The sequence below is a fragment of the Vibrio ordalii ATCC 33509 genome, assembly GCA_000257205.1.
In the GTDB taxonomy this organism is placed as follows: Bacteria; Pseudomonadota; Gammaproteobacteria; order Enterobacterales; family Vibrionaceae; genus Vibrio; species Vibrio ordalii.
Map to the genome: position 1 here is coordinate 1 of AEZC01000063.1, position 775 is coordinate 775.

The 775-nt window shown below is 41.9% G+C and carries 1 protein-coding gene; it reads left to right on the plus strand.

Going from position 1 to position 775, the window contains the following annotated elements; all coding sequences use genetic code 11:
• The first annotated feature begins 19 nt into the window (after positions 1-19).
• Positions 20-565: a GNAT family N-acetyltransferase gene (locus VOR_RS0104015; RefSeq protein ID WP_010318444.1), complete on the plus strand. Its 546-nt coding sequence runs from the start codon at positions 20-22 to the stop codon at positions 563-565.
• The last annotated feature ends 210 nt before the right edge of the window (positions 566-775 follow it).

The following is a 775-nucleotide window of genomic DNA, read 5'->3' on the forward strand; positions in this document are numbered from 1 at the left end:
TGTTTCATAAGAGGAAATCATGTTTACATTGGATGTTGATACAGACCTAAAGCTTGCTTTGGTTGATCCTAAATTTGCGCCTCAATATCTCGAAATTGTTAGTAGATATCGTGAGTATTTGAGCCAATGGTTAGCGTGGCCTCCTCATGCAAACAGCGAAGAGTTCTTCCTAAGTTTTATCAAACGCTCATTACATGATTATGCCGATGGTAAATCGCTTGTTTGTGGCATGATTTATAAAGACAAATTGGTCGGAAACATAAGTTTTAACAGCATTAGCTATCAACTGAAAAAAGTGGAAATGGGTTATTGGTTAAGCTCTGACTATCAAGGTAAAGGGATCGTTAGTAGGTCAGTGCTGAAACTGGTAGACGTTGCATTTACCGACTTGGACATGGAAAAAGTTCAAATATCGGCTGCAACGGGAAATCAGCCAAGTCGAAACGTGTGTGAGCGTTTAGGATTCGTGCTTGAGGGGACAATTACTCGTGCAGAAAACTTAAATGGTCGCATCGTAGATCATGCGGTTTATGGCTTAGATCGTACATCGTGGCCAGAAACATAACAAACGCCTCAAGAGGGACTGTCAACGCGTGGCGTTTCCAGTCCCATTGAGCCGCGGTGGTTATGGTTGTTGTGTTTGAGTTTAGTGTAATGCGTTGCCAGCCCCTTAGGCGGGCGTTATGTCCCCCTAGAAAAATAGGAAACTTCAGTGATCAATAACTTATTTATAGTTGAGTTTTTTACGCAAATATTAGCAGCGTACAAAGGTGGG